The sequence below is a fragment of the Megamonas sp. genome (genome assembly GCF_986095205.1).
The window spans coordinates 1-1,581 of sequence record NZ_CFQVBI010000044.1; the positions used below are offsets into that span (position 1 = coordinate 1).

The following is a 1,581-nucleotide window of genomic DNA, read 5'->3' on the forward strand; positions in this document are numbered from 1 at the left end:
TATAGTAAGACCTGCTATTTTAGTAGGCAAGTATCGTTTGTATCCAAGAATCCCCTGCCTTTAGGCATGGGGAGTATGTCAATTCTTTATTATTGTTTATAGATAAATAAATGTTCTATTATCTCAATTATAGTATATTTTATAAAAATGAAATTTAAATGAAAATAAATTTAAATTTTTGTAAAGGATGGTATTAATGGTGTGTATAGATAAGCATATGCATAAGACGTATTATATTTTAATTGGTTTGATGGTTTTATTGTTACCTCAAGCTTTTATTTTACCAGTAGAATGTAGTTATGAAAATCATTTGTTAGAAAATCTAGAAGTATTTGTATTAGGTATTGGTTTTATAAATATGTTATATAAAACTGCAAATTTAAATAAAGATAAAATTAATAAGTTTTATTTAGCATGTGGTATTTTTTATATTGTTATGATTGCTAGAGAATTAAGTTATGGTAGAGTATTTTATCCTATTGGTATTGATAAAAATGGTGAACAAATTTTTATGAATATCCATCAAATATGGTATGGCCCAATAGTATATCCTATAATTGCAGTACTAGTTTTAATAGCATTATTTTTAATGATACAAATTTATAAATACATAAAAAAAGAACAGATTATTTGTAGTATACCTAGATATAGCATTCGTTTATTTATAATTATGATGATCTTGAGTCAAATAGTATTTGAGAAAAATTTAATTAAGTTTTTAGCAGATTATGGTCAATTATTAGAAGAATGCACAGAGATATTAGCATATTGTTCTTTAGTATGCTTTACTTATGATATATCATTTAAAAAGAAATAAAGAAGGAATATAGATGTTAAATTTTGAAATTAGATATACAAAAGCTTTAGTTATTTTGTGTATTTTAGCTGTTATTTTTATTGGGTTATCATTTGTCTTGCCTATAGAATATAGTTATGAAAATCATTTTTTAGAGAATTTAGAAGTTGTAATTTTATTTTTAGGTATTGTAATTTGTATAGGGAAAATACGAGATTTTATTTTATATGATAGTATAAAATTTTATGTAGCTTCGATAATAATTTATATATTGATGATTGGTAGAGAATTGAGTTGGGGTCGTGTATTTTATCCTATTGGTATGGATAAAAATGGTGAACAGATTTTTGTAAAAGTACATGAATTATGGTATGGTTCAGTAGTTTATCCAATAGTAGGGATTTTAATTTTAATAGCTTTGATTTTATTGGTAGTATATTTTTATCAAAGCAGAAGACAAGGAATTTGTTGGTACATTCCATTAGGTGAATTTTTGTTTTTTATAGTAACAAGCATATTGAGTCAATGTGTATTTGATAGAGGTTTAGTGCAATTTGGTAATTATAATCAATTATTAGAAGAAAGCTGTGAAATCATAGCCTATATAGCGCTTGTTTGCTGTACATATGATATTTCCTTTAAAAGAAGATATATTCATATAAGATATTTTAGTATAAGATAATAAAAAGAGCCTCAGGAACTTATGAACTGCACCCCAAAAGTTGGACACAAAACAACTTTTGGAGGTGCAGTTTTTTTATGACTAAATACTCAAATGAATTTAA

General features: G+C 24.7%; 2 protein-coding genes. Both read left to right on the forward strand.

The window, feature by feature from the left end:
• Nucleotides 1-196 precede the first annotated feature (196 nt).
• On the forward strand, nt 197-817 hold the full coding sequence (locus tag AC5LAX_RS06140; protein ID WP_288909218.1) for a hypothetical protein: 621 nt from the start codon (nt 197-199) through the stop codon (nt 815-817).
• A gap of 13 nt (nt 818-830) precedes the next feature.
• Nucleotides 831-1,478, forward strand: a complete 648-nt coding sequence (locus tag AC5LAX_RS06145) for a hypothetical protein (protein WP_204922448.1) — start codon at nt 831-833, stop codon at nt 1,476-1,478.
• Nucleotides 1,479-1,581: the final 103 nt, after the last annotated feature.